Here is a 24,315-nt window from a genome sequence, read left to right on the forward strand (position 1 = left end):
GACTGTCGCCATGGCGTACGATTCGATTTTCAAAGCCGATCTGTTTGCAGGCCAAACCATCATCGTCACCGGTGGCGGCAGTGGCATCGGCCGCTGCACCGCCCATGAGCTGGCGGCACTCGGCGCCCATGTGTTGCTGATCGGGCGCAAGGCTGACAAGTTGAAAAACGTCGCCGCCGAGATTGCCGAAGACGGTGGCAAGGCGGATTGGGCAACCTGCGATATCCGTGAAGAGGAAGCGGTCACGCATCTGGTCAGCGAATTGATTCGCAAGCACGGCCCGATTCACGGGCTGGTCAACAATGCTGGCGGGCAATACCCGTCGCCGCTGGCCTCGATCAATCAGAAGGGTTTCGAAACCGTGATGCGCACCAACCTGGTGGGCGGCTTCCTGATGGCCCGGGAAGTGTTCAATCAGTCGATGAGCAAACACGGCGGCGCCATCGTCAACATGCTCGCGGACATGTGGGGCGGCATGCCCGGCATGGGTCACTCGGGGGCGGCGCGTTCGGGCATGGACAACCTGACCAAGACCGCCGCTTTTGAATGGGGTTATGCCGGGGTGCGGGTCAACGCGGTGGCGCCGGGCTGGGTGGCGTCGAGCGGCATGGACACCTATGAAGGTGCGTTCAAAGCGGTGATTCCGACCTTGCGCGAGCACGTGCCGCTCAAGCGTATCGGCACAGAATCGGAGGTCAGCGCGGCGATCGTTTTCCTGCTCAGCCCGGCGGCGGGCTTCATCAGCGGCAGCACGCTGCGCATCGACGGTGCGGCGAGCCTTGGCGGGCGGGCGTGGCCGATTCACAAGGCGCAAAACAGTGAGTCGTATAACGGTTTCCATCGCGCGTACTTACCAGAAGTGCTCAGTCCCGATGTGCTTAAGGACAAGGAATAAGCCATGCCGGTGATCCAGTCACAAGTAGACCCGTTCAGCGAACAGTTCGCGCAGAACCGCACTGCGATGCTGGTCGGCATCGAACAGGTCCGTCAGCTTGAACAAAACCTGCTGAACAAGGCGGCCGAAGCCAAACCCAAATTCGACAAGCGCGGCCAATTACTGCCCCGGGAACGCCTCAATCTGCTGCTCGACCCCGGTGCGCCGTTCCTCGAACTGGCGAGCCTGGCCGGCTACAAACTGCACGACGACAAGGACGGCAGCTCGGCCGGTGGTGGCTTGATCGCCGGGATCGGCTACGTGTCCGGTGTGCGCGTGCTGGTGGTGGCGAACAACAGCGCGATCAAGGGCGGGACCATTTCCCCCAGCGGCCTGAAAAAGTCCCTGCGCCTGCAACAGATCGCCATGGAAAACAAACTGCCGGTGATCACCCTCGCCGAGAGCGGCGGCGCCAACCTCAATTACGCGGCGGAGATTTTCGTCGAAGGCGCACGCAGCTTCGCCAATCAGGCGCGGATGTCGGCCCTGGGGTTGCCGCAGATCACCGTGGTTCACGGCTCGGCCACGGCGGGCGGCGCTTATCAGCCGGGGCTCTCCGATTACGTGGTGGTGGTGCGTGGCAAGGCGAAGCTGTTCCTGGCCGGCCCGCCGCTGCTCAAAGCCGCCACCGGCGAAGTCGCCACCGATGAAGAACTGGGCGGCGCCGAGATGCACGCGCAAACCGCCGGCACCGCCGAATACCTCGCCGAGAACGATGCCGATGGCGTGCGCCAGGTGCGCGAGATCGTCAGCCTGCTGTCGTGGAATGCACGGTTACCGGCAGCGCCCGCCCGCTACTGGGAAGACCCGCGCTACCCGATCGACGAGTTGCTCGGGCTGATTCCCGACGACCCGAAAAAACCCTATGACGTGCGCGAAATCATCGCGCGGATTGCTGACGGTTCGAGCTTCCTCGAGTTCAAGGGCGAGTTCGATCAGCAGACCATCTGCGGGCATTTGCACATTCAGGGCCGCGCTTGCGGATTCATCGGCAACAACGGCCCAATCACGCCCAAGGGTGCGAGCAAGGCGGCGCAATTCATTCAGCTGTGTGACCAGAGCCGCACGCCGCTGCTGTTTTTCCACAACACCACCGGGTTCATGGTTGGCACCGAATCGGAACAGCAAGGCGTGATCAAGCATGGCGCGAAGATGATTCAGGCGGTGGCCAACGCCCGGGTGCCCAAGCTGACCATTGTCGTCGGCGGCTCCTATGGCGCCGGCAACTACGCGATGTGCGGCCGCGGCCTCGACCCGCGTTTCATCTTCGCCTGGCCTAACAGCCGCACCGCCGTCATGGGCGGCGCACAGGCGGGCAAGGTGCTGCGCATCGTCACCGAAGCCAAACAGCTCAAGGACGGCCTGGTGCCCGACCCGAAAATGCTCGACATGCTGGAACAGGTCACCGCACAGAAACTCGACAGCCAGTCCACCGCACTGTACGGCAGCGCCAACCTGTGGGACGACGGGCTGATCGATCCGCGGGATACCCGGACCTTGCTCGGTTACTTGCTGGACATCTGTCACGAGGCCGAAGTGCGGCCGCTGCAAACCAACAGTTTTGGCGTCGCGAGATTCTGATCGCGGATCACAGGAGAACAATAAAAATGATCTTCACCCAGGAACACGAAGCACTGCGTCGTACGGTCCGCCAATTCGTCGAGCACGAGATCAATCCGCACGTCGAGGAATGGGAGAAGGCCGGACGCTTTCCGATCCACGAGATCTTCCGCAAGGCCGGCGACCTCGGTTTGCTGGGGATTTCCAAACCGGAAAAATTCGGAGGGATGGGACTCGACTACAGCTATTCGATCGCAGCCGCTGAAGAGTTCGGCACCATTCACTGCGGCGGGATCCCGATGTCCATCGGCGTGCAGACCGACATGTGCACCCCTGCCCTCGCCCGCTTCGGCTCCGATGAACTGCGCGAAGAATTCCTTCGTCCGGCGATTACCGGCGAACAGGTCGGCTGCATCGGCGTCTCCGAAGTCGGTGCCGGCTCGGACGTGGCGGGATTGAAAACCACCGCCCGCAAGGACGGCGACGACTACGTGATCAACGGCAGCAAAATGTGGATCACCAACTCGCCGAGCGCCGACTTCATCTGCCTGCTGGCCAACACCTCTGACGACAAACCGCACGTCAACAAGTCGCTGATCATGGTGCCGATGAACACCCCCGGCATCAGCCTCAGCTCGCATCTGGACAAGCTCGGCATGCGCAGTTCGGAAACCGCCCAGGTGTTTTTCGACAACGTGCGCGTGCCGCAGCGCAACCGCATCGGCCACGAAGGCGCGGGCTTCATGATGCAGATGCTGCAATTCCAGGAGGAGCGTTTGTTCGGCGCGGCGAACATGATCAAGGGCCTGGAATACTGCGTCGACAGCACCATCGAGTACTGCAAGGAGCGCAAGACCTTTGGCAGCGCGCTGATCGACAATCAGGTCATTCACTTTCGCCTGGCCGAACTGCAAACCGAAATCGAATGCTTGCGGGCGCTGGTCTATCAGGCCACCGAGCAGTACATCAAAGGTCAGGACGTCACGCGCCTGGCGTCGATGGCCAAACTCAAGGCCGGGCGCCTGGGCCGTGAAGTCAGCGACAGCTGCCTGCAATATTGGGGCGGCATGGGCTTCATGTGGGACAACCCGGTGGCCCGCGCTTACCGTGACGTGCGGCTGGTGTCGATCGGTGGCGGCGCCGACGAAATCATGCTGGGGATCATCTGCAAACTCATGGGCATCCTGCCGGGGAAAAAGAAATGAGCGCCCTGCCGGTGTGCCAGACCTTGCTGCTCGAATCCCATAACGGCGTGCTGCACATCACCCTCAACCGCCCGGAAAGCCGCAATGCCATGAGCTTGCAGATGGTCGCCGAACTGCGTGCGGTGCTGGCCGCGGTGCGTGATGATCGAGCCGTTCGTGCGCTGGTGATCGGTGGTGCCGGTGGGCATTTTTGTGCCGGCGGCGACATCAAGGACATGGCCAATGCCCGCGCTCAAGGTGCGGACGCCTATCGCGATTTGAACCGGGCGTTCGGCGCGCTGCTGCAAGCAGTGCAACACGCCCCGCAAGTGGTCATCACGGTGCTGCAAGGCGCAGTGCTCGGCGGTGGGTTGGGGCTGGCCTGCGTCAGCGATGTTGCCCTGGCCGATCACAACGCGCAGTTCGGTCTGCCGGAAACCAGCCTCGGTCTGCTGCCCGCGCAGATCGCGCCGTTCGTGGTCCAGCGCATCGGCCTGACCCAGGCACGTCGACTGGCACTGACGGCCGCGCGTTTCGATGGCACCCAGGCGCGGCGCATGGGATTGGTACATTTCGTCGAGCATGACGCGCAAGCCTTGGCCGAGCGCCTCGATGAAATCCTCGCCCATGTGTTGTGCTGCGCACCGGGGGCGAATGCCACAACAAAAAGACTGTTGCTGGCGAGTGCGGGACAGCCTTCGGATGCGTTACTGGATGAGGCGGCCGAGTGGTTCAGCGAAGCGGTGACCGGGGCGGAAGGGGTCGAGGGGACGATGGCGTTCGTGCAAAAACGTAAACCGGGGTGGGCCATTTAGAAGCTTCGCGGGCAAGCCCGCTCCCACATTGAAATGCATTCCAGGTGTGGGAGCGGACGTGCTCGCGAAGAGGCCATCACATTCACCGCAATAACAAGGGAACAACCCATGCCCGGACTCAGCAAAATCCTCATCGCCAACCGCGGTGAAATCGCCTGCCGCATCCAGCGCACCGCCCAATCTCTGGGCTACCGTACCGTTGCCGTGTTCAGCGATGCCGACGCCGACGCCTTGCACGTCCAAATGGCCGACGAAGCGGTCAACATCGGCCCTGCCCCGGTGCAGCAGTCCTACCTGAACATCCCGGCGATCATCGACGCCGCGCGGCGCAGCGGTGCCGACGCGATCCATCCCGGCTATGGCTTCCTCTCGGAAAACGTCGAGTTCGCCCTCGCCTGCCAACACGCCGGCATCACCTTCATTGGCCCGAGCCCCGAAGCGATTGAGTTGATGGGCAGCAAGCGCCTGTCGAAACTCGCCATGCTCGCGGCCGGCGTGCCGTGCATCAAAGGCTATCAAGGCACCGAACAGGACGACGCAACCCTGAGCCGCGAAGCTGAAAGCATCAGTTACCCGCTGATGATCAAGGCCAGCGCCGGCGGTGGCGGGCGCGGCATGCGCCTGGTGCACAGCGCCGACGAGTTGCTGGAACAGCTGCGAACCGCGCGCTCCGAAGCGATGCACGGGTTTGGCAGCGATGAACTGATCCTTGAGCAAGCGCTGATCGATCCGCGTCACATCGAGGTTCAGGTGTTCGGCGACCAGCATGGCAACCTGATCTACCTCGGCGAGCGCGACTGTTCGATCCAGCGCCGCCACCAGAAAGTCATCGAAGAAGCACCCTGCCCGGTGATGACCAGCGAGTTGCGCCAGGCCATGGGTGAAGCGGCGCTCAAGGCCGGGCGTGCGGTGAATTACGTGGGTGCCGGCACTGTGGAATTCTTGCTGGATGCACGCGGGCAGTTCTACTTTCTAGAGATGAACACTCGGCTGCAAGTGGAACACCCGGTGACCGAATTGATCACCGGCCTTGATCTGGTGGCCTGGCAGCTGCATGTCGCCGAAGGCCTGCCGCTGCCTTTGAAACAAGAGGAAGTGCAGCTCAACGGGCATGCCATGGAAGTGCGTTTGTACGCCGAAGATCCGGCCCAGGGCTTTTTGCCGCAAACCGGTCGAATCGAGACGTGGGAGCCTGCCTTGCAGAACGGTGTGCGCATCGATCATGGCTTGATCGAAGGCCAGGACATCAGCCCGTTCTACGATCCGTTGCTGGGCAAAATCATCGCCCACGGCACCACCCGCGAAGAGGCCCGGCGCAAACTGCTGCGGGCCGTGCAGGACAGTGTGCTGCTGGGCGTGCAAAGTAATCAGCGCTTGCTCGCCAGCCTGCTGCAACACCCGCAATTCATCAGCGGCGAATTCAGCACCGGCTTCATCCCGAGCTGTTTCGCCGACCATCCTTGCCTGCATCCGCCGGTGCCGAGCGCCGAAGAGCTGGCCATTGCTGCCGCGCTGTTCTACCACGCTTCGGCGCAAGCCCATCCCGCCCCGCTGGCCGGTTGGCGGAATAACGCCAGCGTGCCTCTGCATTTTCGAATCGGCCTGGAGGATCAGGACTGGCCGGTGGAATTGAACGCAGTGCCTGACGCACCGTACCGTTTGCAAACCGGCGACCGAACCCTCGAATTGAAGGTCATCCAGTGCGACGGGCATTGGGCAACGCTGGTGATCGACGGCATTCGCCAACGTCACGCCTACCGCCTGACGGCCGGGCAACTCTGGCTGTTCACCCGTCCGGGCAGCCTGCGCCTGGTTGATCGGACCCAAGCCTTGGTCAGCAGCCAGGCCAGCGTCAGTTCCGGCACCCTCAAGGCGCCCATGGACGGGGCGATCGTCGACGTGCTCGTCAGCGAGGGCAGCCCGGTCAGCAAAGGTCAGCTGCTGGTGGTGCTTGAAGCGATGAAAATGGAACACCCGCTCAAATCAGGTATCGACGGGGTGCTTAAACGCTTGCAGGTGCGGGTCGGCGATCAGGTCAAAAATCGTCAGATTTTGTTGGAGGTCGAATAAGGCGCTAGGCGGATCCGCCGGCTTTGGCTACGCTCAAGCCCTATCAGGACGCGGATACCAGGAACCCTGCGATGCCTCACTGGCTGGTGATTGATCTGGAAGCCACCACCGATGACGGTGGCTGGCCAGTTACGGAAATGGAAATCATCGAAATCGGTGCCACCCTGGTGGACCGCAAAGGGCGCGAAGTGGATTACTTCCAGTGCTTCATACGGCCATTGCGGCGTCCGCTGCTGACGCCGTTTTGCCGGGAACTGACGCACATCACCCAGGCCAACGTCGACGCCGCGCAGACGCTGAGCGAGGTCTGGCCGTCGTTCGAGCAATGGCTCGGGCAGCATAAATCGAAGCTGGAGGGCTGGGCCAGTTGGGGCGATTACGATCGCAAGCAACTGCTTCAGGAATGGCAGCGGCTGCAACTGACCAGCGTTCTGGCCAGCGTGCCGCACATGAATCTCAAGCAGCGCTTTGCCAAGGCCCGGCGCCTGGAGCGTCCGCTGGGGCTCAACGGCGCGTTGCAACTGGCGGGCATGCAGTTCAACGGCCAACAGCATCGGGCGCTGGAAGATGCGCGCAATACGGCGCGTCTGTTGCCACAGGTTCTCCCGCCGGAGAGGTGACGGCGTTCAAGGCCTTGTGCATACTGGCCGGCCCTTTTTAGCCCTTTTCGAGGAATCGCCCATGTTTAAAGTCAACGAGTACTTCGACGGCACCGTCAAGTCGATCGCCTTTGGCACCGCTGAAGGTCCTGCGACCATTGGCGTCATGGCTCCGGGCGAATACGAATTCGGCACCAGTCAGCGTGAAATCATGCACGTGGTGACCGGCGCCCTGACCGTCAAACTGCCTGACAGCACCGATTGGGAAACCTTCGCCGCCGGCAGCCAGTTCAACGTGCCTGCCAACAGCAAGTTCCAGCTGAAAGTGGCCGTCGACACCGCTTATCTGTGCGAATACCGCGGCTAAACCCCCGGGTTTTCACAGCGACACAAAAATGCCCGGGTCCTTTTGGGACCCGGGCATTTTTTCATCCAGAGTGTTTACTCCAGGATGGTGACTTCCATACCGACTTCAAGTTGGCCGTTGCTATCGTTGACCAGATTCTGGCCGAACATCGCGCCGTCGGCTTCGGAACGGTATTTCTGCAACGTCGCCAGAGGTTCGCGATCATCGCTGCGCAAACCGGTTTGCGGGTCGATGGTGGTCAGAATGCAGCGTGAGCAGGACTTCACCACCCGGAACTCGACATCGCCGATGCGGATACGCCTCCAGCGGTCTTCGGCAAACGCCTCGCTGCCCTCAATCACCAGATTTGGTCGAAAACGCAGCATCTCCAGCGGTCGCCCGACTTTTTGCGACAAGTCTTCCAGGGACGCCTGCCCGATCAGCAGCAGCGGGAAGCCATCGGCGAACGCCACTTGATCGGCATCCCGACCATAGCCCGCTTGCGTGGTGCGCGCGCGATCCAGAGGAATTTGCACCAGGCGCGTCGACTTTCCAATGAACTCGCTGACCCAGGCACCGGCCTCATCACCGGCATCGGGCACCCGCAGACTGTCTTTGAAGATCGTCACGCCGCGCAGTTCAGCGTCGCTGGTTGGCAATGCAATGTCGATGGCTGCGCGTCCGGGAGCACTGAGGGTCAATCCGCCGTCGGCATTCCACAACGCCGACAACTGACTCATTTGCCCCACTGCGCGCTGGGTCAGGAAACGCCCGCTGGCCTCGTCCACCAGCATCCAGCGTCGATCACCATCCAGTCCCAGCTTGTCGAGGCTGACCTGTTGCAGGGTCTCGCCCTTGCCGGATTTCAACGGATAACGGTAAAGCGCGCTCAGACGCAGCATGGCCAGCTCCCTGGTGGGCAAAAAACGCCACCCTATACGAGCTTGATCGCCAAATCAAAGGCTGAAAACCGCTCCGTGTTTACCTTGTGGGAGCGGGCTTGCTCGCGAACGTGGTTAAACATTCAACATTTATGTCGACTGTTCCGCCGCCTTCGCGAGCAAGCCGGCTCCCACAGGTTGACCGTGGGTAACCGTTAAATCGTGATCAGGCCGGCACTTCGTCGAGCATCAGGCGCTGGCGAACCACGTCGACGAGTTTGTCCGGCTGGAACTTGGAGAGGAAGTTGTCGCAGCCGACCTTCTTGACCATCGAATCGTTGAAGCTGCCCGACAGCGACGTGTGCAGCACCACGTAGAGGCCGCGCAGGCGCGGATCGTTACGGATTTCGGTGGTCAGGCGATAGCCGTCCATTTCCGGCATTTCCGCATCGGTAAAGACCATCAGCAGTTTGTCAGTCATCGACACGCCGGTATCGGCCCAGGCCTTGAGCATGTTCAGCGCCTTCAAGCCGTCGCTGGCAATGTGCATCTTCACGCCCAACTGGCCCAGGGTGTCGCGCAATTGCGACAAGGCCACGTTGGAGTCGTCCACCAGCAGCACTTCACGGCCACGGGCGCGTTCCAACACCGGATCGTCGAGTTTCTCGCGCGAGACCTTGGCGTTGTACGGCACGATTTCGGCCAGGACTTTTTCCACGTCGATGATTTCCACCAACTGATCGTCGACCTTGCTGATGGCGGTCAGGTAGTGCTGGCGGCCGGCGCTGGCCGGTGGCGGCAGAATGGCTTCCCAGTTCATGTTGACGATGCGGTCCACGCCGCCCACCAGGAACGCCTGCACCGAGCGGTTGTACTCGGTGACGATGATCGTGCTGGTAGGGCTGGGCACCAACGGACGCATGCCGATGGCCTGGGACAAGTCGATCACCGGCAACGTCTGGCCACGCAGGTTGACCACGCCGCATACAAACGGGTGCCGCTGGGGCATCAGGGTCAGCTTTGGCAGCTGCAACACTTCCTGCACTTTGAAGACGTTGATCGCGAACAATTGCCGACCGGCCAGCCGGAACATGAGAATTTCCAGGCGATTCTCACCCACCAGTTGCGTGCGTTGGTCTACCGTGTCGAGAATGCCGGCCATTAATGACTCCTGGGCTTGTACTGATGAATTCACTAAAGAGGGTTATCGGCTGTTTTCACCAGACCTTGACCCTGGGACAAAATGCCACGATCGGGCATTGATGTCACATTAACATCATGCTTTACTGGCGCTGTGATTTCATCTGCTTCATTCCCTGCGGCGCGACCTCGGTTTGCACGTTAGGTTCCCCTGTGTAAGGGATTCCCCTAGTAACAATCAGGCCCAACCTGATATTCGCAATATCCAATAGCCATTAATGTGACGCCATTCTCATTGCATGAACGGAGTCAGGCTTTTGTGTGCGATCGCAGGTAAGTGGCCATCCACCTTCTCGAGTTCCCCAGCCTGCGCCCAGGCCTGCCGGAGCGCGATCTCATGCCGGCACGGCAGCGTCGAGACGTTGGACATCTTCGTCGACACACACGACATCCCCTCATTTGACATGACGTTGTGGAGATAAGCATGCCGAACGACCCTAAACTGTGGGCTCAGCGCTTTCCGGAGTTCCTCGTCGAGGCGGAAACACTCCTGGCCAAATCGGAGGAGTGCCTTAGCCACCTGCAGTTGATCAGCAATGACAAGGACGCAATCGATTGCATGCTCAGCAACCTCCTCAAACTGGCCAGCAAAGCCGATGCCCTGGCACTGGAAGCGGTGTCTGAATTTTCGCTGCACATCCATGGCTTGTTGAACCACGCTCAAAGCCACATGGAGCTGCATGATCAGGCCTTGGGCGCGCTGAAGGACTGCTTCACGCTGATGGCCTGGCAACTCGAACTGATCGACCAGACCACCGGCCAACTCAGCCTGGATGACAGCGAACAGACTTCGCTGATCGAAGCCTTTGCGTTTCAGGTCGGACAAAGTCATTTTCAATTACCGGTTAATTCCAAACCGTTCACGCTCGTTTCCTATTCGGAGCGCCAGGCTTAATTCGTCCGATAACAATGCCGTGTTGCGTATTCTTATTGCCATGACGCCGCTCAAAAACTTGAGTGCGCTCATGTCGCAATTGAATATTTCATACCTGTAAACGGCAGTTCGATACGAATAACTATTCCCCCCGCCAAAACTTTTTCCATCGTAGAACTATCGTCCAAAACCTTTATTCCTGACCGAATAGACATATATAGCGAACGCGACCGACGGTATCTTAAGTGGTATTATGCCGACCATTAGTTGACGTCAATTAATGGCAAAGTGACTTCAGATGAGATCGGCCGGTTATATCAAGGCTGTAGTTTCAACCCTGGAGGGCACTGCTAATACGAGTCACTAATGATTTTCAGACAGAGACCCGTCAACCACGATGGCCGGTCTGCCCGCAGCGAACATCCATTGGCTCCATCCGCTATGTACGCCAGTCTCAAGTCAATCATCCTATGGCCACCCTCTCAAAAAAACGCGCGACGTTTTACGCTTCTGCTGTGTACCGGCTCGGCACTTGGCAGCTTGCTGGCGTTCAGCCTGTCTGTTCCACTGCCGGTGAGCCTGCTGCTCCTCAATATGGCAGCACTGGCCTGCGTCTGGGTACAACATGGCCTCTCACGTAAATCAATAAAATTTCAGCCACAAGAGCTGGCGGACCGTCTACTGGAAGTACAGGAAAACGAACGTCACCGACTCAGTCGAGAACTGCATGACGACATCGGTCAATTATTGACCGCTGCAAAACTTCAAAGTGAATGGCTCAAACGCCGGATGCCGGAAGACATGCAAGGCCAGTGTTCGGTGCTTTGCGACACGCTGGATGAAACCCTGGCCAAGGTTCGTGATGTCTCGGCCATACTCAATCCAAGGCAGTTGGCCAGTCTCGGGCTGGAGGCCAGTTTGCGTGCTCATCTGCTCAAGACCCTGGCTAATACTTCGGTGCACTGGAGCCTGGAATGCCATCAACGCTTGACCGGCATTCCTGAAGAAATGGCGGTGGCCGCCTTTAGAATCACTCAGGAAGCGGTGACCAATATTCTTCGCCACGCCGAAGCGAATAACCTGTTGATCCGCCTGCAACGCATGCCCCAGGGACTCGCGCTGTTGATCAGCGACGATGGCCTGGGGTTCGCGCCAGCAGCCGACCCCGGTCGAGAGGGACAGCGTGGAATGGCCGGGATGGTGGAACGGATCGATCAGTTGGGCGGTACTCTGGTCGTGACCAGCGAACCGGGCAAAGGCACTCAAATCGAAGCACTCTTTCCCTGGGCGCCCCGTGCGCTCGAACGGGCCAGTACGAATAAGGTTATGCATTGACTTGTAACTTACTTCTGGTGGATGACCACTCGCTTATCAGGGCCGGCGTGCGCGCTCTGGTGCTGGATATTCCCGGCTATGCGGTTATTGGTGAGGCCAATGACGGTTCGCAGTTACTCGAGATGGTCGAGAAACTGGTGCCTGACATTGTTCTGCTGGATATCTCAATGAAAGAGACCAGCGGCCTTGAGGCCTTGCAACGACTCAAACGGGTGCGCCCGCAAAGCAAGGTGCTGATCCTGTCGATGCACACCGATCCTGCACTGATCATGCAGGCGCTTGAGTCCGGTGCTCATGGCTATTTGCTCAAGGACACCACGGCCACCGAGCTGGAACACGCCCTGGATGCCTTGCGCAACAACGAACGCTACCTGAGCCCGGCCATCGCCCACACGGTCATCAACCAGGCACTGATCCGCAACCAGAAACACCAGCCCGAGCCTGCGGACTCGCACAACCTGACGGCCCGTCAGCTGGAAATCCTGCGACTGATCGTTCGCGGCAAATCCACCCGGGAAATCGCCAATGGCCTGGGCCTCAGTATCAAAACCGTTGAAACCCACCGCTCGCAGATCATGAAGCGGTTGCAGATCTACGACGTGGCCGGCCTGGTGCTGTTTGCCGTGCGCGAGCAAATCATCAGTCTGGACGATTAACCGCTCTCGAAGCGCTCAGCAGCGGCGAGTCCGCCGGCAAATGCACGCGCAATGCCGCTGGGCGCGCCGAGAATCGCAGGCTCTCGCCCTCAATAGGTTCGCCATCCAGATTGATGTAGAGGCCTTCGGAGACCTTGATCTCGACCCATGGAAGGCGAGCTCGCACAAACATGTTGTCAATGCCGAAGCCATCGGCCAGCAATGTTTTCAGCGTGCCGACCACTTCCTGCGGCGCGGGCAAGATGCTGATATCCAGCAGGCCATCGTCAGCCAGCGCCTCCGGGCATAGCACATGACCACCGCCCGCCTGCCGACCATTGCCGATACCCAAGGCCAATAGCTCACCGCTCCAATGAAAGTCCGGCCCCTGCAACTCGCCGTAGGCAGCATGCAACTCGCTGAAACGCGATAAGCCAGTGAACAGATAAGCTGCGCCGCCGAGGACTTTTTTCAGGTCTTCCGAGGTGTTCGCCGTGACCTGGCTACCAAAGCCGCCGGTGGCCATGTTCAAAAAGACCTGCCCGCCCACCTCACCCAGGTCGATAGCGTGCGGGGCTGCTTCCAGAAGGTCCAGCGCCAGAGCGGGTTCCAGCGACACACCGGCGGCGCGGGCAAAATCATTGGCGGTGCCCAACGGCATCAACACCAGGCTGGCCTGCGTCGAATGCGAGGCCATGGCTTCGGCGATATCACGCAACGTGCCATCACCGCCGCCGGCAATCAGTTGCGTATAGCCTGCATTCAGCGCCTCTTCCACCAGCCGCTGCGCGTCACCTGCCTCCCAGGTCACTCGGACCGCCAGCTCCCAGCCCTGCTGGCGCTTGTCGTCGACGGCCGCGCGGACCTCCTCGTTGAGTGCCTGCTTGCCATGCAGAATCAACAGCGCTTTGCGCTCACTCATTATTGTCGCTCCCATGTTTGGAATCCGTATGGGAGATGTTGACCTCACCAGCCCCTATAAAAGTCGCATGGATCTGATTTTTTTTGACGCGTGCAGCCTTGAGGTCCTACAGGGCGGGACATTTTCTTACAAGATGTACGGAATCGGCTCAATTGACCAACCTTGGCGATTGGTACACCTTGGTCTCCGCAGCATCAGTCATCAACATTAAACACACAGGGATGTGCAAGCCATGAGTAGACCCTCTTCAAGGGCCATACAAAGCGCAATCAACAAAAGTGTCGGCCACCCCATGGGCATTCAAGCAAGGAGCGTTTCAGCCCATGCAAAGTCATGACATCAGGTTACCGATCAGCCAGGTCGCGCCATTGGCAGACAATCGCGCCAATCACCAGGCTGAATTCAATAACAGCGCAAAGCCCGCCGGAGGAGCTGACATGGAACCTCGCGTCATTGAACTCGAGACACACCTCAAATACATCCGAAGACACATGGAAGAGGTCCGTGGTGATGTGAAATCCATCAAACACCGGCTGGCCTATTCCGCAGGTGGAATAGCCGTAGTCCTGGGGCTGTTGGGCTGGATCGCCAACAGCCGCTTCGATCAGGTCGTTTCACTTCTGGCCCGTTAATCGCTAGCCATGCACGCAAGCCGCTGCACGATCGACCAGGGCTTGCGTGGCAAGGCTGTACCCAGAATCAGCTCAGGACTTCGCTCAGCGGAATGAAGTTAACGTAATCACCTTCGATCAACGTGTGGTCTTCCAGCACTTCAACCAGACCATCGGCCCAGGCAGCACTGCGAAGCACCCCAGAGCTCTGATTCTTGTAGATGATTGCCCGCCCACTCTCCAGGCGCCCACGCAGATACTCTCGGCGATTGCCTGCCTTGGGCCATTCGAACCCGGCCGGCACCTGAAACTTCAACGGTTCAACCTCTTTCACGCCTTGGCGACGCAAGAGATAGGGCCTCGCCAACAAGGCAAATGTAACCAGCGTCGATGCCGGGTTGCCGGGCAAACCAATCACAGGAACGCCGCGAAAGTGCCCGAACGTCAGCGGCTTGCCCGGTTTGATGGCGAGCTTCCACAGGGTCAACTCGCCCTCTTCGCGCAAGGCAATGCCAAGGAAATCGGCCTCTCCTACAGACACGCCGCCAGTAGAAAGGATCAGGTCGACATCTTTCAACTCGCCAAGGCGGGCGCGGGTGGTCGGTAAATCATCTGGAAGAATTCCGGCATCGATCACTTCACAGCCCAAGTGCTGCAACCAACTGCACAGCAACACGCGATTACTGTTGTAAATCTGTCCCGGCCCAAGGGGCTGGCCCGGTTCAATCAACTCATCGCCGGTAGACAGGACCGCAACACGAACCTTGCGAACCACGTCCAGTTCAGCGCATCCCAGCGACGCCGCCAGCCCCTGTTCGATAGGTCCTAGACGTGTTCCAGCCGGCAAAACAAGTTCGCCAACGGTGGTTTCCTGGCCTTGTGGCCGGATGTTTTGACCCGGAGTCATCGTCTCGATAAAACGGACGCGCTCATCCGCCTGGACCTCGGCGTTCTCCTGCATCTCGACGCAATCAGCACCCGCCGGCACTGGCGCACCGGTAAAGATCCGGGCGCAGGTACCTGGCTTCAGCGGTTCGGGAGCCTGGCCGGCAAAAATCCTCTGGCTGACCAGCAATGGTTCTCCCGTCCAGTCAGCAATGCGCAAAGCGTAGCCGTCCATGGCACTGTTCGGCCAGGGCGGCAGATCAAGCGTCGAGACCAGGTCCTCGGCCAGTACACGTCCTTCAAGCTGCGCCAACGGCAAACGTTCACGCTCATGTATCGTTGATGCCTCAGCCATTTCCAGCAAACGCGCCAACGCCACCTCGACCGCCATCAAGCTGCCGGTTTTACCAGGCTTACCCACGGGATTCACAGGGTGCCGCCTGTTTCAGGTGAGTCACAAAATTGCAGGGACGGTGCCGCGAATCCAGCTGTTCAGCGAGGATGCCATCCCAGCCAGTACGCACGGCGTTAGTCGAACCCGGCAAGCAGCAAACCAGCGTGCCATTGGCCAATCCCGCCAGGGCCCGGGACTGAACAGTCGATGTGCCAATGTCCGCGACCGAAATTTGCCGGAACAGCTCGCCAAAACCATCGACTTGTTTGTCCAGCAGACAGCTCACCGCTTCCGGGGTACTGTCGCGCCCCGTGAAACCGGTACCGCCGGTGATCAACACCACCTGCACGACATCGTCGGCAATCCAGCTGGCGACTTGCGCGCGAATTTTGTAGAGATCATCTTTAAGCAAAACCCGAGCGGCCAGGTTGTGACCGGCAGCGCTCAAGCGGTCGACGAAGACCTGGCCTGACGTATCGGTTTCCAGGGTGCGGGTATCGCTGACAGTCAACACCGCGATGTTAAGCGGCGCGAAAGGTACTTCAGCCTTGGCTTTCATAGGCTCGTCCAGTTGTAGGATAAACAGCCCGGTGTTATATCACAGCGCCTCGTTTTTTCGCCGCCCCCATGGAGACTTGCCATGATCTCGAATACTCAATTGCCGCCCTGCTCCATTCTGCTCCTGGCAGGTGGCCGAGGCCAACGCATGGGCGGCCAGGACAAGGGTTTGCTGGAATGGCAGGGCGAGCCGCTGATAGCGCACCTGCATCGTAAGACCCGCGAACTGAGCGATGACCTGATCATCTCCTGCAACAGGAACCTGGAAAAATACGCGCCTTACGCCGACCAACTGGTCCATGACGATGAAGGCGATTTCCCGGGACCCTTGGCCGGTATTCGCGCCGGTCTCAAGGCCGCACGCCACCCCTATCTGCTGGTGTTGCCGTGCGACGTGCCGCGCATCGATGCCGCCCTGCTCCAGAGCATGCGCGAAACTGCCCACCAGCATCCGGACAACCCGCTGATGCTGCGCCATGACGATCACTGGGAACCGTTGCTGTGCATCATCCCCGTGGTGCTCTCGGCGGATTTCGAACAGGCATGGCACGAAGGCGAACGCAGCCCGGGACGCCTCATGCGCAAACTGGGCGTTACGGCCCTGCAATGCCCCGACAACGACCCGCGGCTGGCCAACCTCAACACGCCAGAGCTGTTAAGCACACACCACACTGTGTCAGACTGACACGAGAAGGAACTTGCGCGCGTTGTATACGTCTCAAGCTCAGTAACCAAAAGAATTCATATTCGGAGATACACTCATGACTCAACGGACCCTCGCCACTTTCATGCTCGCACTGGGCCTTGCGACCCTCGCCGGTTGCGCATCGCCTACAGTGATCACCTTGAATGACGGTCGCGAAATCCAGGCCGTCGACGCGCCAAAATACGATGACGAATCGGGTTTCTACGAGTTCGAACAGCTGGACGGCAAACAAACCCGCATCAACAAGGATCAGGTTCGTACCGTTAAAGAGCTGTAATCTTTACGGCACCACCGGATACAGAAAAGCCCGCTTTATAGCGGGCTTTTTCGTGCCTGAAGCATTGTGATCACCATTGCAGGGTGATGGTGCTCTCGAATTCACGTTGCTGGCCGGTGACCGGGTCGACAAATCGCAATCCCTGGGCCAGCAGCTTCAAGGGATTGGCATAGTCATCCTCAACATCCTTGAGCACCTGCGGGTAGAACGGGTCGTTACAGATGCTGGCACCCAAAGCGGTCATGTGCACCCGCAACTGATGTTTTTTGCCGGTCACCGGGTAAAGTCCATAACGCCAGAAATCGCCGTTTTTCTCACGAACCTCGACTGCCGTCTCGGTATTACTGACGCCCGGCCCCTCCTGCATGCGAAAGAATGGCTCGCCATCGACCAGCCGACTTTTATGAACCAGTGGAAAGGTGAGTTCAGGCAATGCGCGAGCGATGGCTTCGTAGCGTTTTTCGATTTGGCGTGTAGGAAATAATGACTGGTAAGCCGAGCGGCTCTCGGGGTTCGCTGAAAATAACACCAGTCCCGCCGTATGCCGGTCAATGCGATGCAAAGGCACCAGATGCGGGTTATCCAGTCGACGGATCAACCGTCGCAACAACGTCTGCTCCACGTATTCGCCAGCAGGCGTCACTGGCAGAAAATGCGGCTTGTCCGCCACCACCAGGTGGTCGTCGGCGTACAGGATCGATTCGACCACCGGGATCGGTTTTTCGTCCGGTACTTCACGGAAGTAATGAATCCGCAGGCCTTCCTTGTAACGCAGGTCAAGGGCAATCGGTTGACCTTGCCCGTCAAGCACGCGACCGCGAGCAATTCTGTCCAGCCATTGTTCACGACCGATGGCGCTGAAGTGTTCGCACAGGCAATCGAGCACGGTCTGCCACGGACCCGGCGGCAAGTAGAGCGTGCTGGCCTGATTGTGTGCAGCAGAAAAAGATGAAGTGGACATTCGAAAGCTCTGACCCTCAATGCAGGGCAGCATTATCCAACAGTGGCCGGAACGAACCTAGAAGAGAATCCTCAAGCCGGAATCTGCGCGCGCGCCGCCGCTTCAGTGAACTCCTTGAGCCAGCGCAACACATCGACCGCTTCCCAGCGACCGGGATCATAAAGCGCATACAGCAAGCCCTGGTAACCCACGACATCGAGCTGGCGGTGATAACCCGCGCGCTGGAACAATGCTTCGATTTCGGCAAAACAGGTATTGAAGTGCAGTTTGTTGAAAGGGGTTTTTCCTTCAAGGACGAGACCATCCAGACGCAGCTCGAGGACCGCCTCGCGCACAACATCGACCGACATCCGGTTCACGCTGTTTTTCAATTGTTCGACATTGACCACGATGTATCCCTCTCACGCCCGGAACTGCCTGCTCAAACCTGAATACCAGAAGAAAACGGCAACATTACGAATAACTGTATGCGCATACAGTATCGAAGAGCATCGGTTAAGCCAAGGGGATAAATCGCAAAGTTCGACAGACGGGACTTAGCTACCAAAAAATCTGTTTAACGCAGGAACGCTACCACCTCATCGGCACTGAATGGCCAGCCCAGCTCCGCACCGGTATCAACCCGCCGCAACACCGGAATACGTAAGCTGTAAGCTTCATACCATGTTTCATCGTCAGCGATATCCACCAGTTCCACCAGCAGACCACGTTCGACAAACTCCATTAGCATGGCTTCGGCCAATTCACAGAGATGGCACCCAACGGTGCCGAACAACTGACATTCAGGAGGCATGAGCGCTCAACCTAAAATATTAAGAGACTATTCTAGGCCCACCCTGAAAAGCCGTCGAGCCGTCGAGTTTCCTGCGCTGAAACACGACCCGCAATCGCAACGGCAAAACCCTGATGCATATCAGTCGCTTCAGAAGCCATTTACACGATGCTCAGGTTTTTTTTACCTCTACGCTTGAATAGCCAGCCCTATCACCGGAGTTATTAGTGTTCGCCAACCTCTTGATCATCCTCGCTTCCTCCTTGGTGGTGATTGCACTGTTCCAGCGCCTGCGTTTGCCACCGGTGCTGGGCTATCTGTGCGTGGGCCTGATGATCGGGCCGACGGCGTTCAACTGGGTGAATGAAAGCGACGAACTACCAGACCTTGCCGAGTTGGGCGTGGTGTTCCTGCTGTTCTCCCTTGGGCTGGAGTTTTCCCTCTCGAAAATGATTGCGTTGCGTAGGGTGGTGTTCGGACTCGGCAGCCTGCAAGTGCTGGGGACGGGGATAGTGCTGGGCGGCTTGTTGATGCTGCTCGGCATGGCGACAACGCCTGCGTTGTTACTCGGTGCCGGTCTTTCACTGTCTTCCACAGCCATTGTCAGCAAAGAGTTGAGCAGCCTCGGCGAGATTTTCAGCAGCCACGGTCAGAATGCCATCGCCGTGCTGCTGTTCCAGGATGTGGTGGCGGTGCTGCTGCTGACCCTGGTGCCGGTGTTCGCCGGCAACAGCGATCAGGCCTGGTACTGGGCATTGCCGATCACATTGGGCAAGACCGTTCTGCTGTTCGTCGGTCTGCTGATGGCCAGCCGCTGGTTGCTGCCCCGCCTGTTTCATGAGGTCGCCGCCGCACGCTCTCCGGAGTTGTTCGTGCTGCTGGCCCTGGTCATCGTTTTGCTGACAGCGTGGCTGACTCACCTGCTCGGTCTCTCCCCTGCCCTGGGTGCATTTCTCGCCGGTATGCTGCTGGGGGAAAGTCATTATCGGCATCAGATCGAAGCGGACATCCGCCCGTTCCGCGACATTTTGCTCGGGTTGTTTTTCGTCAGCATCGGCATGCTGATCAACTTGCAGCTGTTTGCCAGCCACGGCCTGATGATCCTCGGCCTGACACTCGGGTTACTGCTGATCAAGGGCACCGTGGTCGCGCTGTTGGTCAAATGGCGCGGCAGCGACGGCGAGACCGCGTGGCGCAGCGGCCTGGCATTGGCTCAGGGTGGCGAGTTCTGCTTTGCGCTGATGGCACTGATGCAGCAAAACAAAATGATGCCCGCCGACTTTGGAGGTCTTCTGCTGGCCGCGACATTCTGTTCAATGCTGGTAACGCCGTTGTTGCTGCGTGCCGCACCTCACCTTGCGACACGCCTGCATCGCAACCCCAACGAAGAAGTAAAACTGGCAGAAATCAGCGCGCTCAACGCCGATTTGCACAATCACGTCGTGATCTGTGGTTATGGTCGCGTGGGTCAGTCCATCGGCCGCGCGCTGCGCAATGCGTTGCAACCTTACCTGGCACTGGACACCGACCCGGTGCGTGTCCAGGAAGCCGCCGTGGGTGAAAACTGCGTGCATTACGGTGACTCTCGGCGCGGTGAACTGCTGCTGGCGGTAGGCCTGTCGCGTGCCAGGCTGCTGGTGATTGCCGTGGACCAGACTGACATCGCGCTGCTGATTCTCCAGGAGGCGCGCCGATTGAGCTCAACGATTCCGATCCTGGTACGCACTCGGGACGACAGTCAACTGGCCGAGTTGAAAGCGGCCGGCGCCAGCGAAGTCGTGCCCGAACTGCTGGAATCGAGCCTGATGCTCGCCTCCCACGCCCTGATCATGCTGGGTTTACCCGCGCATCAGGTGCAGGAGCGGGCCGACCAGATACGGCATGATCGCTATCGTCTGCTGCACGGTTTTTATCCCGGGAGCGATGATGAAGAAAAGTGAGTCAGTCCTGGCTCACGGCGCCGATCTTGTGCACCGACAAGTCCGCGCCGTAATACTCCTCTTCCTGGCTCAGGCGCAGACCATGCAACGCCTTGATCGCGCCGTACACCACAAAACCACCGAGGAGCGCCACGATCACGCCCAAAGAGGTCCCGATCAACTGGCTGATCAGGCTCACCCCGCCCAGACCACCCAAGGCGCTCTGGCCGAATATGCCGCAGGCGATTCCACCCCAGACACCGCACAAGCCATGCAACGGCCAGACACCCAGCACATCATCGATGCGCCATTTGACTTGAGCAGCGGTGAAGCACCAGACAAACAACGTCCCGGCGATCACGCCTGTGATCAGTGCGCCCACCGGGTGCATCAGGTCGGAACCGGCGCAGATCGCCACCAGCCCGGCCAGCGGGCCGTTATGCAGGAACCCCGGGTCATTGCGCCCCACTATCAGCGCCGCCACAGTGCCGCCGACCATGGCCATCAGCGAGTTCACCGCGACCAATCCGCTGACGCCTTGCAGCGTTTGTGCGCTCATGACGTTGAAGCCGAACCAGCCGACGATCAGGATCCACGAACCCAGTGCCAAAAAGGGAATGCTCGACGGTGCGAACGCCACCAATCGCCCTTCGCGATAACGCCCATGCCTCGGCCCGAGCAACAACACCGCCGCGAGCGCCAGCCATCCGCCCATGGCGTGCACCACGACCGAGCCTGCGAAGTCATGGAAGCTGGCGCCATATTGTTCAAGCAACCAGGCCTGCAGCCCGAAATTGCCGTTCCAGATCATGCCTTCAAAGAACGGATAGATGAACGCCACGATCAGCGCCGTCGCACACAACTGCGGGACGAACCTGGCGCGCTCGGCGATGCCTCCGGAAATGATCGCCGGAATCGCCGCCGCAAAGGTCAGCAGGAAAAAAAACTTCACCAGCCCATAGCCGTGATCGGCGTTGATGACCGCCGCCGGTTGCATGAAGGTGACCCCGTAGGAAATCCAATAGCCTATAAAGAAGTAGGCGAGGGTCGAAATGGCGAAGTCGCTGAGGATCTTCGACAAGGCATTGACCTGATTCTTTTGTCGAACCGTACCGACTTCAAGAAAGGCAAAACCGGCGTGCATGGCCAGAACCATGACCGCACCGATAAGGATGAACAACGTATTGGAGCTATGGACCAGACTGTCCACAGCGCTTTGCAGATTTTCCATGGGGTTGGCAGACCTGAAGGCTAAAAAAGCACCAAAGCGGTTCGCGCAGGAAGTCAGTGCACCAAGTTGCGGCCCGCCGGATCAAGGTGTTGATCGCGATGAACCGCTTTGGCGCACAAGGCCGATACCCTGACGCGCGTATTAATTGTTTGAATCAGGGTTTTCCTGAAATCATGCCCGGCAACAGCGCAACGACGCGGGCTGACGCACCATGACATAGCAAAAGTTGTACCAGTCATTTGTACTGAACCTTCACACAAGGCTCATACTCGAACGCTCAGAAGCCACTTACGGAGATCACCAATGGCCAGCATCAAAGCAAAGACTGCTCAAGAAATCCTCATGAACGATTTTCAAACACTAGTGAGCGACACCGAACGGTTGCTGGAACACACCGCAACCCTGGCCGGCGATCAGGCCGATGAGCTGCGCAGCCAGATCCACGACAGTCTGCTGCGTGCCCGCGAAACCCTGAAGCTCACCGAAGATTCTCTGCGCGAACGCGGTCAGGCTGCCGTTACCGCTGCCGAGGATTACGTGCAGACCAATCCATGGCAATCGGTCGGGATTGCGGCGGGCGTCGGCTTTTTGATTGGCCTGCTGGCCACTCGGCGCTGATATGTCTATCGGTGAATCCAGCTCGTCCGCGACGGGCACAAGCTCCTCATCGCGGCGCCTGGGTGCCGCTTTTCTTGGACTGTTGCACAGCCATGTCGAACTGTTTGGCATCGAGTTGCAGGAACAAAAAGCGCGTACCGTAAGCCTGTTGCTGTTCGCAGGCCTGGCGCTGGTGTTTGCATTGCTGTTGCTGGTGGGATTGTCGACGCTGGTGCTGATCCTGTTTTGGGACACCTACCGTTTGCCAGCAATCATCGGGCTCTGCGTGTTCTACACCTTGGCTGCAATATTCTGTGGGATGCGCCTGAAAGCGGCGATTTTCGATGAGTCCTCCCCCTTCCACGGCACCCTGGAAGAATTGGCCAACGATAGGGAGCGTCTGCTGCCATGAGCCTGCCTGAACTGCCCCATAACAGCTCGCGCACCGAAATGCGCAAGGCATTGATACGCCTGCGCATGGAAATGCATCGCCAGGAAATTCGTCACGAATCCGCGCAGCTGCTGCAACCCTTGAAGCGGGTACGCGGGATGACACAAAACCTGCACGACGGCTTCGGCATCAAGCACGCCCCGCTCTGGGGCATGGCGGCCGTGACGCTGCTCGGTTTTCTGACCGGTAAAGGCGCCAAGAGCGGCGGTACCAGCAGCCTGACTCGGCTGGTTCGCCTGGGCACAACGCTCGGGCCCTTGATCAAGTTGGTCATGCAGGGTTCTTCGCGCAAAGACTGAATAGCCACTATCTGGCTGCATTCTTGCAACACCACCGGGATTAACCTCTTTATCGAGAGGTTCAATCCTGTGTGCCTACCCGGTAAGCGGGTTAATCCAAAAACAAGACCTTACTAAGGAGGCCTCGTGATCGACGGGCAACCGCTCGCCTGCTTTCAGCCATTTATCGATACCGCCACGGGCCGTATTGCGGGTGTGGAAGCGCTGGGTCGACTCCGTCAGTCCGACGGTCAACTGGCCTCGGTAGGACCGCTGTTCGCCGATCCGCGAACCCCCGCCATCGCCCTTCGTCGTCTTGATCGCCAGATACGCGACAACGCTCTGAGCCGTCTGCATGAAGCGCCTGCGGACTGGTTTCTGAGCCTGAACATCTCACCGCGCTGGATCAGCCGTTTACGGCAGGACCAGGCGCTGCCGAGCCTCAAGCAAATGAGCCGGCACAACGTCGATCCGCAACGCGTCGTCTTTGAGATCACTGAACTGGGCGGCAACATCCAGCGCTTGGCCGAGGTCGTGGCCCGTTACCGACAGGCCGGGGCACGGATCGCCATCGATGATTTCGGTGCCGGCTACTCACAACTCGATCGCGTGCTGGCCCTGCAACCGGACATTCTCAAGCTCGACATGCGATTGTTCCAGGCCGCTGCACTGGGCGGCCCCAGTAGCGACGTGGTGAAGGCCCTGGCGCAAATGGCCGAGAAAACCGGTTGCTGGATCATCGCCGAGGGAGTTGAAACAGACGCTCAACTGAATTTCGCCCTGGAATGCGGTTCACGTTACGTGCAGGGGTTTCTGTTCGCCCGGGCGCAGGCAGACTTCTTTGCCACCGACGCCTTTGTCGAACGTTTCGCACAACTGCGCCAGCGTTATGTTCAGCAGAAACTGGGCGAGCGCGGACGACTGATGATCATGCGCCAGCAACTTTGCGAGTTGATGGCCATCCTCCAAGCCTGGGCCCTGGCCCGCGCGCCACTGAGCGCGCTGCCACAGCTGCAGGCATTTCCCTGGCTGTTGCGTTTCTATCAATGCGACCGTCACGGCACCCAATTGACGCCCAATCTGGAGTGGCGCAACAACGGCTGGGAAGCCGATAACCGCTACCTGGGCCATAACTGGTCGTGGCGGCCCTACTTTTATCACCTGCTGGCCGAGGGCTGGGACGAGCGGCGCCTGACACTGTCCACGACCTACCGCGATGCCACCAGTAATCAGTACTGCCTCACCGCCGGGCAATTTTTCGACAACGGCGAGCGACTGCTGCTCATCGACATCGACGCCGCCGGGCTCTAGTTCCGCTTG

27 protein-coding genes are annotated in these 24,315 nt (G+C 59.2%); 18 read left to right on the forward strand and 9 right to left on the reverse strand.

The annotated features are described in order from the left end of the window. Positions 1-10 precede the first annotated feature (10 nt). The 7 genes from DJ564_RS22820 (at position 11) to DJ564_RS22850 (ending at position 7,529) form a co-directional block, all read left to right on the forward strand. Complete coding sequence (locus DJ564_RS22820) at positions 11-895, forward strand: SDR family oxidoreductase (RefSeq protein WP_109633548.1); 885 nt, start codon at positions 11-13, stop codon at positions 893-895. Positions 896-898: 3 nt separating this feature from the next. Further along, positions 899-2,515 (forward strand): geranyl-CoA carboxylase subunit beta, encoded by a 1,617-nt coding sequence (gene atuC, locus DJ564_RS22825; protein WP_109633550.1) that lies wholly within the window; start codon positions 899-901, stop codon positions 2,513-2,515. 26 nt (positions 2,516-2,541) lie between these two features. Further along, entirely contained in the window at positions 2,542-3,699 is a 1,158-nt protein-coding gene (gene atuD / locus DJ564_RS22830; RefSeq protein ID WP_109633552.1) for a citronellyl-CoA dehydrogenase, read from the forward strand. Next, positions 3,696-4,493 (forward strand): enoyl-CoA hydratase/isomerase family protein, encoded by a 798-nt coding sequence (locus DJ564_RS22835; RefSeq protein ID WP_109633553.1) that lies wholly within the window; start codon positions 3,696-3,698, stop codon positions 4,491-4,493. The genes atuD and DJ564_RS22835 overlap by 4 nt, the downstream gene beginning before the upstream one ends. Before the next feature lie 108 nt (positions 4,494-4,601). Next, complete coding sequence (locus DJ564_RS22840) at positions 4,602-6,563, forward strand: acetyl/propionyl/methylcrotonyl-CoA carboxylase subunit alpha (RefSeq protein WP_109633555.1); 1,962 nt, start codon at positions 4,602-4,604, stop codon at positions 6,561-6,563. A 71-nt stretch (positions 6,564-6,634) separates the two neighbouring features. Beyond that, on the forward strand, positions 6,635-7,183 hold the full coding sequence (locus tag DJ564_RS22845; RefSeq protein ID WP_109633556.1) for an exonuclease domain-containing protein: 549 nt from the start codon (positions 6,635-6,637) through the stop codon (positions 7,181-7,183). 61 nt (positions 7,184-7,244) lie between these two features. After that, complete coding sequence (locus tag DJ564_RS22850) at positions 7,245-7,529, forward strand: pyrimidine/purine nucleoside phosphorylase (protein ID WP_010461229.1); 285 nt, start codon at positions 7,245-7,247, stop codon at positions 7,527-7,529. Between the two features lie 74 nt (positions 7,530-7,603). Here the strand turns inward: DJ564_RS22850 and DJ564_RS22855 are convergent, their stop codons facing one another. Next, positions 7,604-8,410, reverse strand: coding sequence for an MOSC domain-containing protein (locus DJ564_RS22855; protein ID WP_109633559.1), 807 nt, complete (start codon positions 8,408-8,410; stop codon positions 7,604-7,606). Between the two features lie 205 nt (positions 8,411-8,615). Then, the gene (locus DJ564_RS22860) at positions 8,616-9,551 is read right to left on the reverse strand and encodes a chemotaxis protein CheV (protein ID WP_109633560.1); all 936 of its coding nucleotides are present in this window, start codon (positions 9,549-9,551) and stop codon (positions 8,616-8,618) included. A gap of 462 nt (positions 9,552-10,013) precedes the next feature. Between DJ564_RS22860 and DJ564_RS22865 the strand changes: the two genes are divergently transcribed. The 3 genes from DJ564_RS22865 (at position 10,014) to DJ564_RS22875 (ending at position 12,454) form a co-directional block, all read left to right on the forward strand. Next, positions 10,014-10,484 (forward strand): hypothetical protein, encoded by a 471-nt coding sequence (locus tag DJ564_RS22865; protein ID WP_109633562.1) that lies wholly within the window; start codon positions 10,014-10,016, stop codon positions 10,482-10,484. 420 nt (positions 10,485-10,904) lie between these two features. Beyond that, entirely contained in the window at positions 10,905-11,798 is an 894-nt protein-coding gene (locus DJ564_RS22870) for a sensor histidine kinase (RefSeq protein WP_109633564.1), read from the forward strand. Next, entirely contained in the window at positions 11,795-12,454 is a 660-nt protein-coding gene (locus tag DJ564_RS22875; RefSeq protein WP_109633565.1) for a response regulator transcription factor, read from the forward strand. Before DJ564_RS22870 ends, DJ564_RS22875 begins: the two co-directional genes overlap by 4 nt. On the opposite strand, the gene yegS is transcribed toward DJ564_RS22875, so the two are convergent. Beyond that, positions 12,438-13,355 carry a lipid kinase YegS gene (gene yegS, locus DJ564_RS22880; RefSeq protein ID WP_109633567.1) on the reverse strand — a complete coding sequence of 306 codons (918 nt, stop codon included), beginning with the start codon at positions 13,353-13,355 and terminating at the stop codon, positions 12,438-12,440. The genes DJ564_RS22875 and yegS overlap by 17 nt on opposite strands. A 323-nt stretch (positions 13,356-13,678) precedes the next feature. Between yegS and DJ564_RS22890 the strand changes: the two genes are divergently transcribed. After that, complete coding sequence (locus tag DJ564_RS22890; protein WP_109633570.1) at positions 13,679-13,987, forward strand: hypothetical protein; 309 nt, start codon at positions 13,679-13,681, stop codon at positions 13,985-13,987. A 67-nt stretch (positions 13,988-14,054) separates the two neighbouring features. Here the strand turns inward: DJ564_RS22890 and glp are convergent, their stop codons facing one another. Together glp and moaB are read right to left on the reverse strand one after the other, a co-directional pair. Next, positions 14,055-15,281 carry a gephyrin-like molybdotransferase Glp gene (gene glp, locus DJ564_RS22895; RefSeq protein ID WP_109633572.1) on the reverse strand — a complete coding sequence of 409 codons (1,227 nt, stop codon included), beginning with the start codon at positions 15,279-15,281 and terminating at the stop codon, positions 14,055-14,057. Continuing rightward, positions 15,265-15,804, reverse strand: a complete 540-nt coding sequence (gene moaB / locus DJ564_RS22900) for a molybdenum cofactor biosynthesis protein B (protein ID WP_109633573.1) — start codon at positions 15,802-15,804, stop codon at positions 15,265-15,267. The genes glp and moaB overlap by 17 nt, the downstream gene beginning before the upstream one ends. Before the next feature lie 81 nt (positions 15,805-15,885). Between moaB and mobA the strand changes: the two genes are divergently transcribed. Next, positions 15,886-16,488 (forward strand): molybdenum cofactor guanylyltransferase MobA, encoded by a 603-nt coding sequence (gene mobA, locus DJ564_RS22905; protein ID WP_109633575.1) that lies wholly within the window; start codon positions 15,886-15,888, stop codon positions 16,486-16,488. Between the two features lie 76 nt (positions 16,489-16,564). Beyond that, positions 16,565-16,786, forward strand: coding sequence for a YgdI/YgdR family lipoprotein (locus tag DJ564_RS22910; RefSeq protein WP_109633577.1), 222 nt, complete (start codon positions 16,565-16,567; stop codon positions 16,784-16,786). 70 nt (positions 16,787-16,856) lie between these two features. Here DJ564_RS22910 and DJ564_RS22915 read toward each other — a convergent pair whose 3' ends face one another. The 3 genes from DJ564_RS22915 to DJ564_RS22925 form a co-directional block, all read right to left on the reverse strand. Then, a complete protein-coding gene (locus DJ564_RS22915) occupies positions 16,857-17,747 on the reverse strand; it encodes a pseudouridine synthase (protein ID WP_109633578.1) in 891 nt (296 codons plus the stop codon). Between the two features lie 71 nt (positions 17,748-17,818). Beyond that, the gene (locus DJ564_RS22920; protein WP_109633580.1) at positions 17,819-18,136 is read right to left on the reverse strand and encodes a transcriptional regulator; all 318 of its coding nucleotides are present in this window, start codon (positions 18,134-18,136) and stop codon (positions 17,819-17,821) included. A gap of 167 nt (positions 18,137-18,303) precedes the next feature. Further along, entirely contained in the window at positions 18,304-18,540 is a 237-nt protein-coding gene (locus tag DJ564_RS22925) for a glutaredoxin family protein (RefSeq protein WP_109633582.1), read from the reverse strand. Between the two features lie 206 nt (positions 18,541-18,746). Here DJ564_RS22925 and DJ564_RS22930 point away from each other — a divergent pair, with 206 nt between their 5' ends. Then, positions 18,747-20,459, forward strand: coding sequence for a monovalent cation:proton antiporter-2 (CPA2) family protein (locus DJ564_RS22930; protein ID WP_109633583.1), 1,713 nt, complete (start codon positions 18,747-18,749; stop codon positions 20,457-20,459). Position 20,460: 1 nt separating this feature from the next. Here DJ564_RS22930 and DJ564_RS22935 read toward each other — a convergent pair whose 3' ends face one another. Then, positions 20,461-21,669, reverse strand: a complete 1,209-nt coding sequence (locus tag DJ564_RS22935; protein ID WP_109633585.1) for an ammonium transporter — start codon at positions 21,667-21,669, stop codon at positions 20,461-20,463. A 303-nt stretch (positions 21,670-21,972) separates the two neighbouring features. Between DJ564_RS22935 and DJ564_RS22940 the strand changes: the two genes are divergently transcribed. The 4 genes from DJ564_RS22940 to DJ564_RS22955 all read left to right on the forward strand — a co-directional run bounded on the left by DJ564_RS22940 (position 21,973) and on the right by DJ564_RS22955 (position 24,306). Continuing rightward, positions 21,973-22,287, forward strand: coding sequence for a YqjD family protein (locus tag DJ564_RS22940; protein WP_109633587.1), 315 nt, complete (start codon positions 21,973-21,975; stop codon positions 22,285-22,287). Between the two features lies 1 nt (position 22,288). After that, a complete protein-coding gene (locus DJ564_RS22945; RefSeq protein WP_109633588.1) occupies positions 22,289-22,678 on the forward strand; it encodes a phage holin family protein in 390 nt (129 codons plus the stop codon). Beyond that, positions 22,675-23,016: a hypothetical protein gene (locus DJ564_RS22950; RefSeq protein WP_109633591.1), complete on the forward strand. Its 342-nt coding sequence runs from the start codon at positions 22,675-22,677 to the stop codon at positions 23,014-23,016. Before DJ564_RS22945 ends, DJ564_RS22950 begins: the two co-directional genes overlap by 4 nt. A 126-nt stretch (positions 23,017-23,142) precedes the next feature. Beyond that, on the forward strand, positions 23,143-24,306 hold the full coding sequence (locus DJ564_RS22955) for an EAL domain-containing protein (RefSeq protein WP_109633592.1): 1,164 nt from the start codon (positions 23,143-23,145) through the stop codon (positions 24,304-24,306). The last annotated feature ends 9 nt before the right edge of the window (positions 24,307-24,315 follow it).

It is taken from the genome of Pseudomonas sp. 31-12 (assembly GCF_003151075.1).
Classification (GTDB): Bacteria; Pseudomonadota; Gammaproteobacteria; order Pseudomonadales; family Pseudomonadaceae; genus Aquipseudomonas.

Coding starts and splice junctions, on each gene's coding strand:
- DJ564_RS22820 (WP_109633548.1), top strand. CDS start 11: ATGGCGTACGATTCGATTTTCAAAGCCGATCTGTTTGCAGGCCAAACC.
- atuC (WP_109633550.1), top strand. CDS start 899: ATGCCGGTGATCCAGTCACAAGTAGACCCGTTCAGCGAACAGTTCGCG.
- atuD (WP_109633552.1), top strand. CDS start 2,542: ATGATCTTCACCCAGGAACACGAAGCACTGCGTCGTACGGTCCGCCAA.
- DJ564_RS22835 (WP_109633553.1), top strand. CDS start 3,696: ATGAGCGCCCTGCCGGTGTGCCAGACCTTGCTGCTCGAATCCCATAAC.
- DJ564_RS22840 (WP_109633555.1), top strand. CDS start 4,602: ATGCCCGGACTCAGCAAAATCCTCATCGCCAACCGCGGTGAAATCGCC.
- DJ564_RS22845 (WP_109633556.1), top strand. CDS start 6,635: ATGCCTCACTGGCTGGTGATTGATCTGGAAGCCACCACCGATGACGGT.
- DJ564_RS22850 (WP_010461229.1), top strand. CDS start 7,245: ATGTTTAAAGTCAACGAGTACTTCGACGGCACCGTCAAGTCGATCGCC.
- DJ564_RS22855 (WP_109633559.1), bottom strand. CDS start 8,410: ATGCTGCGTCTGAGCGCGCTTTACCGTTATCCGTTGAAATCCGGCAAG.
- DJ564_RS22860 (WP_109633560.1), bottom strand. CDS start 9,551: ATGGCCGGCATTCTCGACACGGTAGACCAACGCACGCAACTGGTGGGT.
- DJ564_RS22865 (WP_109633562.1), top strand. CDS start 10,014: ATGCCGAACGACCCTAAACTGTGGGCTCAGCGCTTTCCGGAGTTCCTC.
- DJ564_RS22870 (WP_109633564.1), top strand. CDS start 10,905: ATGTACGCCAGTCTCAAGTCAATCATCCTATGGCCACCCTCTCAAAAA.
- yegS (WP_109633567.1), bottom strand. CDS start 13,355: ATGAGTGAGCGCAAAGCGCTGTTGATTCTGCATGGCAAGCAGGCACTC.
- DJ564_RS22890 (WP_109633570.1), top strand. CDS start 13,679: ATGCAAAGTCATGACATCAGGTTACCGATCAGCCAGGTCGCGCCATTG.
- moaB (WP_109633573.1), bottom strand. CDS start 15,804: ATGAAAGCCAAGGCTGAAGTACCTTTCGCGCCGCTTAACATCGCGGTG.
- mobA (WP_109633575.1), top strand. CDS start 15,886: ATGATCTCGAATACTCAATTGCCGCCCTGCTCCATTCTGCTCCTGGCA.
- DJ564_RS22910 (WP_109633577.1), top strand. CDS start 16,565: ATGACTCAACGGACCCTCGCCACTTTCATGCTCGCACTGGGCCTTGCG.
- DJ564_RS22915 (WP_109633578.1), bottom strand. CDS start 17,747: ATGTCCACTTCATCTTTTTCTGCTGCACACAATCAGGCCAGCACGCTC.
- DJ564_RS22925 (WP_109633582.1), bottom strand. CDS start 18,540: ATGCCTCCTGAATGTCAGTTGTTCGGCACCGTTGGGTGCCATCTCTGT.
- DJ564_RS22935 (WP_109633585.1), bottom strand. CDS start 21,669: ATGGAAAATCTGCAAAGCGCTGTGGACAGTCTGGTCCATAGCTCCAAT.
- DJ564_RS22940 (WP_109633587.1), top strand. CDS start 21,973: ATGGCCAGCATCAAAGCAAAGACTGCTCAAGAAATCCTCATGAACGAT.
- DJ564_RS22945 (WP_109633588.1), top strand. CDS start 22,289: ATGTCTATCGGTGAATCCAGCTCGTCCGCGACGGGCACAAGCTCCTCA.
- DJ564_RS22950 (WP_109633591.1), top strand. CDS start 22,675: ATGAGCCTGCCTGAACTGCCCCATAACAGCTCGCGCACCGAAATGCGC.